This window comes from Nodosilinea sp. LEGE 07298, assembly GCF_015207265.1.
In the GTDB taxonomy this organism is placed as follows: domain Bacteria; phylum Cyanobacteriota; class Cyanobacteriia; order Phormidesmidales; family Phormidesmidaceae; genus Nodosilinea.
The window spans coordinates 1-5,805 of record NZ_JADEXE010000362.1; the positions used below are offsets into that span (position 1 = coordinate 1).

General features: G+C 54.8%; 6 protein-coding genes. 4 read left to right on the forward strand and 2 right to left on the reverse strand.

All coding sequences use genetic code 11. The annotated features are described in order from the left end of the window. The coding region (locus IQ273_RS29300; RefSeq protein WP_228054132.1) for an amidase at positions 1-869 on the forward strand (869 nt) is incomplete at its 5' end. A 196-nt stretch (positions 870-1,065) separates the two neighbouring features. After that, positions 1,066-2,991, forward strand: coding sequence for an SLC13 family permease (locus tag IQ273_RS29305; RefSeq protein ID WP_194026640.1), 1,926 nt, complete (start codon positions 1,066-1,068; stop codon positions 2,989-2,991). A 111-nt stretch (positions 2,992-3,102) separates the two neighbouring features. On the opposite strand, the gene IQ273_RS29310 is transcribed toward IQ273_RS29305, so the two are convergent. After that, a complete protein-coding gene (locus tag IQ273_RS29310; RefSeq protein ID WP_194026641.1) occupies positions 3,103-3,648 on the reverse strand; it encodes a late competence development ComFB family protein in 546 nt (181 codons plus the stop codon). Between the two features lie 161 nt (positions 3,649-3,809). Further along, a complete protein-coding gene (locus tag IQ273_RS29315; protein WP_194026642.1) occupies positions 3,810-4,022 on the reverse strand; it encodes an Hfq-related RNA-binding protein in 213 nt (70 codons plus the stop codon). 502 nt (positions 4,023-4,524) lie between these two features. Here IQ273_RS29315 and IQ273_RS34125 point away from each other — a divergent pair. Continuing rightward, positions 4,525-4,704, forward strand: a complete 180-nt coding sequence (locus IQ273_RS34125) for a hypothetical protein (protein ID WP_228054134.1) — start codon at positions 4,525-4,527, stop codon at positions 4,702-4,704. Positions 4,705-5,329: 625 nt separating this feature from the next. Further along, positions 5,330-5,575 carry a hypothetical protein gene (locus IQ273_RS29320; protein WP_194026643.1) on the forward strand — a complete coding sequence of 82 codons (246 nt, stop codon included), beginning with the start codon at positions 5,330-5,332 and terminating at the stop codon, positions 5,573-5,575. Positions 5,576-5,805 lie beyond the last annotated feature (230 nt).

Below are 5,805 nucleotides of genomic sequence, written 5' to 3' on the forward strand. Positions count from 1 at the left end.
GACCAGCCTTTTGCTGCGGACTGGTGGGCATGAAGGCATCTCGGGGGCGAATTAGCTTTGCACCGGTGGGAGAGCGGTTAAACGGGCTGGCCATCAACGGCCCCCTGGGGCGCACTGTAGCCGATGCGGCAGCGCTTCTAGATGTGCTCAGCGGCTATGAATTGGGCGATCCCTACTGGCTGCCCGACCCCAACCCTTCATTTTTGGCGGGACTAAGGACGCCGCCTAAGCCGCTGAAAATTGGCTATGTAACCCGCCTTGACCCGATTGGTGAGGTTGACCCGGTGTGTCGCCAGGCCATCTACGAAACTGTGCAGCAGGTCGAAGACCTGGGCCATAGCGCTGAAGAAGTCACGTTCCCTGACCTGGACGATCTAATTGAGCCCTTTGTAGTGGTCTGGGAGTGCGTACTAGCGGAAGTGGGTGTGCCTTGGATTGTGATGGAAAAAATGAACCGCTGGCTCTACTGGCGGGCCTGGCGCATCAACAGCGGCGCTTACCTGCGGGCAGTCTCAAAGCTTCAGCAGGTGGCCCGCCAAATTGTGCGGTTTTGCCACCCCTACGACGTGCTGATTTTGCCGGTGTATATGCACCCGGCCATCAAGGTGGGGGAATGGAAAAAGCTGCGATCGCCCCAAATTCTTAAAAACGTGATCAACTGGGTCGCCCCCTGCCCGCCGTTTAACGCCAGCGGCCAGCCAGCCCTGGCCATTCCTCGGGGGTTTGACGCCAATGGGGTACCCGTGGGCGTGCAGCTAGTGGGTCGCCCCGCCGATGAAGCCACGCTACTGGCGCTGGCCGCCCAGCTTGAGCAGGCTAACCCCTGGAGTCACCAGCGCCCTGCCTTTGCTGAAGAAACTAATGCCTAGGGCTGGCGATGCTGAGCTATCGTCGTCGAGCCAGTTTAGGCGCTAACGACTCAGTTGACTAACAAGCTACAGCAAACTAATTCGCTCTGCTCTCGCTGCTAAAATGAACGGGATTAAAAGTCTGTTCTGCTTTGAAATAAATTTCACAGCAGTTTGATCCCACTATATCTGGGGCAGTACCCCCGGTTGGCTCCTTATGGAATACGATCCGCTCCAGGACAGGCAACGGTTTAACACCTTTTCAACCCCAAACAAAATCCGCCAGCGCGCTCTGCTGATAGCCTTAGGGGCAGGGGTGGTCGTCATCGTAGGGAGTGCCCTGGCCCTGGGGCTGATATCGCTGCCAGCACAGCTTACCTGGGCTGGCTGGTTGACGATTGGCGTGACCCTGGCCGCTTTTTTGCTCAACGCCCTGACGCCCCTGCCAGCGGAGGCCATTTTTTTGGCGGCTCTAGCCACGCTGCTGCTGTCTGGGGTGCTCGACACCACTACTGCGCTGGCTGGGTTTAGCAACCCCGGCATGATGACGGTGGGCGTACTGTATATCGTTGTCGCTGGATTGCAACAAACTGGCGGCCTGGATATTATTTCGCGATCGCTGCTGGGTCTACCTAAGGGGCAAACCACGGCCTTACTGCGGCTGCTGCTGCCGGTACTAGGCCTGAGCGCCTTTCTCAACAACACACCGCTGGTAGCGATGTTTATTCCGGTGGTCAGTGACTGGTGCCGCAAGCTGCGCATCAGCCCCTCCAAGCTGATGATTCCGCTCAGCTATGCGGCGATTATGGGAGGGATGTGTACGCTAATTGGCACTAGCACTAATCTGGTGGTCAACGGGCTGTTAGTCACCGAAACCGACTACCCCGGCCTCAATCTGTTTGACCTGGTGCCGGTGGGGGTGCCCTGCGCGATCGCCGGTTCCCTGATGCTGGTGTTGGCTCAGCGCTGGGTGTTGCCCCAGCGCAAACCCGCCATTACCGACGCTGATGACCCGCGCGAATATACGGTAGAAATGGTGGTTGAAGATCACAGCCCCCTGGCGGGCAAAACCGTTGAGCAAGCTGGGCTGCGCCACCTGCCAGGACTTTACCTAACCGAGATTCAGCGACAGGGTCGGCTGCTGACCGCCATTGGCCCTCAAGAGACCCTGCAAGAGCAAGACCAACTGGTGTTTGTAGGCATGGTTGACTCCATTGTTGATCTCAACCAAATTCGCGGTCTCCAGCCTGCTACCGACCAGGTTTTTAAGCTCGACACTCCCCGCACCGAGCGTACCCTGATCGAGGCTGTTGTTTCAAACACTTGCCCCCTGGTGGGCGTTACGATTCGCCAGGGCAAATTTCGCAGCCGCTATGGGGCGGTGGTGCTGGCGGTGGGTCGCAACGGCGAGCGCTTGCCCGGCAAAATTGGCGATATTCGCCTGCAAACTGGCGATACTTTGCTGCTAGAGACCAACCACGCGTTTTTGGAAGAGCGCCGCGCCTCACGCGATTTTTATCTGGTTAGTGAAATCCCCAACTCAGACCCCCTGCGCCACGATCGCGCCCCCATTGCCTTGGCCATCTTAGTACTGATGGTAGCCCTGGCCACCTCCGGCTGGATGGATATGCTCCACGCCGCTACCCTGGCGGCGTTGCTAATGGTAATTCTGGGCTGCTGCTCGTTTCGGCAGGGCTTTCGCACCATTGATTGGTCGGTACTGCTGGTGGTCGCTGCCGCCCTGGGCCTGGGTAAGGCGCTAGAGGTCACCGGGGCAGCGGCGGCGCTGGCGGGCGGGGTGCTGAGCCTGGGCGGCGATAACCCCTGGCTTGCCCTGATTATTGTCTACGGCGTTACCACCGTGCTCACCGAAGTGATTACCAATAACGCGGCGGCGGCGGTGGTGTTTCCGATTGCGCTATCGCTATCTCAAAGCTTAGGGGTGAGCTTTATTCCCTTTGTCGTGTCGATCATGATTGCGGCCTCAGCCAGCTTTAGCACGCCCATTGGCTACCAGACCAACCTGATGGTCTATGGCCCCGGTGGCTATAAATTCACCGACTTTCTGCGGGTAGGCATTCCGTTTAACCTGGCCTTTTGGCTACTCACGGTACTGATTGCCCCTCGGGTGTATCCGTTCTAATGCGCTTTGGTTAAAACGAACCAGGGTCTAGATCGCGCCAATTTGGCTAAATCTAGACCCTGGTCAAGAGACTGCGGATTAGAAAGGGCTGAGTTCCCCTTAGCAGTAGCTCTATGCCTTCCCAGCAGGCTCGAACTTGTGGGCATGGTCTTGCAAAAGCGAGCTGACCTGGTTGAGCACGCTGTCGCCGCCCTTTTTCTGAATGGTGTGGCGCTCGGGGTAGAAGTCGGGTTGGTCGAGGTTGCGAGAAATGGCCTGCTGCACCTGGTCTGCAATCAGGGCAGACAGATCGCCGCGAGCATTTTCCCGCTGGAAGTTGGCTCCTTCCTCAGTGGTAGCGTAAAGAGGCGGCAGCCGGTTGAGGGCATAGGCGGCAATATCGCCTAAATCAAGGGTCTTGTCGGAGGTAGACTCAATTTCGGCTACCCGCGCAATGGCCTCGGTCAGCACCAGTTCTTCCATCACGTTGATGAACTGCTTGCGGGGTACGGCCACCACTTCGCCTGTTAGCAGGGCACCCATCAAGCGATCGAGGGCCATGTATTCTTCGATGGAAAGCTCAGCAGCAGTATCGCAGATGCGACCCACTTCAGCTTCCATGGCGGGGGTGAGGTAGCCGTCTTGTAGGGCTTGCTCAACAATTTTTTCGATAGTCATTTGGTCAAAAGCTCCATAAAACGGGTGGATTAACGGCTTTACTACAATCAGGGGACCGGCACATCAGTGAGGGTAGATATCCACCTGGGTTTAGTGTGCCCTAATCAATTTGGCAGGCTACACAGAACGTATGAAGACTGCTGAGGAGAGTAGTGACGAAATTAAGAATATTTGAGGAAGCCAATGGCATGCTTCCAGATCTGATGCTTCCTCTGGTCGTCGGTTTCTACGCAGATGCACTGCGGGTCTTGCCACAGGACACGACCCGAAATGACATCGCCAGTGATGAGCTTGACTTCAACAGAGGCTTTATCGCGAATCACATTTTGAACCTGGCGCACGCTTGGCAACCCGGCGGCAAACTCTTGAGACATGGTGCTACGCCACTGAACTTATGCTGGTCTTACGTTACCCCGTTTGCCCTACGGAGGTGACAGGGAGAGGCAATTTGTTAGGGAAAGTTGCGGTAAGTGAGGGATTTGAGTCGCTCGGGTTTGTAACGTAGTTTTTGGCCTGTCAGGCAGTGTTGGATTTACCAAGGCTCAGAAGACCGATACAGTTCTGAGCGAATTCATCGGAACAGTTGCATGAAAACTAACTGTTCTGGGAGCAATTTGTACTGGCTGCATCTGTTCCGGTCGCCTTAAGTAGATGAGAATTGAGCTATCGAACACCGCCATCACGGTTTTTGCTCAGGCGAGCAGCGTTCCTCCATATGGCTCTCTAATTAATTAGAGGGCGATCGCCATCATCAAATGTTGTCACCCCCACTGTCGGCTTGTGAGGCACTGGGGGCGGCTGGAGTGCGCAATTCGCGATCCGTTCCGGAATCGCCTAAGCAAAACCGGGTCACATCCCAACATCCAAGGATCTGCCATGCTTAGAACCTCTAGCCACATTTCCAAAACAGTTCACACCCCTCAGGGCTTGGGCCAACGCTTACAAAGTGCAATGACTCAGTTTTGGCGCTTTAGTCGCTTCTATGGCGACTATCAATCTCTACCTCCAGCGGAGCGTCGACGGTTTGTCATTGAGCGGCAAAAGCGAGACCAATAACTTGGTTCCTGGTTGGTGTTAACTGGCTGACTGCATTTGGGGAATGGTGGGCAGTGCTCACCATTCCCTGCCAAGGTGTCTAACCTATTCCCGAAATGCCTATCTGATGCACCCCAAACAGACTTTAGGCATTGCTTTTCCTTTTTGCACACGCTGCGCCAGCGCTAACTAGGGGGCTCGACCATGACTGGGTAAGCTTCTTTATCTATGAGCCCAAGATTGTGCAGCTATTTTTGCCGACGGGTGCAAGCGTTATCTAACCTGCAATAGATTACAGATACAGACCTCACGAGGTTGTACGGAAGGGCGATCGCTACATGCCCAATCGTTATCTCTACGTCAGTTATCAAAAGCCTAGCTTATCAATCGGTTCAGATAATTATGACGATGGGCTGTAGTAGAGCATGGCAGCTGCAGCAAATTTAAGCATAGACTTAAAGATATCGTCCAAGCTGAAAGTATAGATATCTATCTTCTGTTTGGCGTCAAGGTCAGGTTTGATCGGCCTCGTCTCTCTTCTAGAGACACTCTCTATTCATAGGTGAATTTTTGACAGGTGTTTTCGTAGCGGCGGGCAAGTGCTCGCTACCACCACACACATTCGATCGGCATGGAGCTTATAACCATGAACAAGTTTGACTCAACTAAACTGCGAACCAGATTTGACAACACTAGCGAAGGCTGGCTAGTGCAGGTCTATAGTGGCGATCGCCGTCTGCTCTGCGTGCTCGAGTCGTCTCACGCCTGGATTTTTGTGCTGGGCTGTGGGTTTGGTCTCCTACTGGCGGTGGGGTGGTTTAACCTCGCCAGTCACAGTCCGTCCACGACGTATGAGCCAGCAACAACTCCCCCCGAAATGTGGATTGATTAGCCACAGCTCTTCGAGTTTGCCTAGGGTTGTCAGTGATGCAATATCCGTGATCGGATTTTTGCCTACGAGAGCGATCGCAGCTCCGCCAATTTTTGCAGCGGTGCCCACTGTGACAACAATAGATGAGACAGCTAAGCCAGTCCGAATTAAAGTAGAAGGAACGGTTATCGCGCATGTCAGACTCTATGCCATCGCAGCTCTTGAATCATGAACATAATGGAAAAGCTGCC

Coding starts and splice junctions, on each gene's coding strand:
- IQ273_RS34125 (WP_228054134.1), top strand. CDS start 4,525: ATGCTTAGAACCTCTAGCCACATTTCCAAAACAGTTCACACCCCTCAG.
- IQ273_RS29315 (WP_194026642.1), bottom strand. CDS start 4,022: ATGTCTCAAGAGTTTGCCGCCGGGTTGCCAAGCGTGCGCCAGGTTCAA.
- IQ273_RS29310 (WP_194026641.1), bottom strand. CDS start 3,648: ATGACTATCGAAAAAATTGTTGAGCAAGCCCTACAAGACGGCTACCTC.
- IQ273_RS29305 (WP_194026640.1), top strand. CDS start 1,066: ATGGAATACGATCCGCTCCAGGACAGGCAACGGTTTAACACCTTTTCA.
- IQ273_RS29320 (WP_194026643.1), top strand. CDS start 5,330: ATGAACAAGTTTGACTCAACTAAACTGCGAACCAGATTTGACAACACT.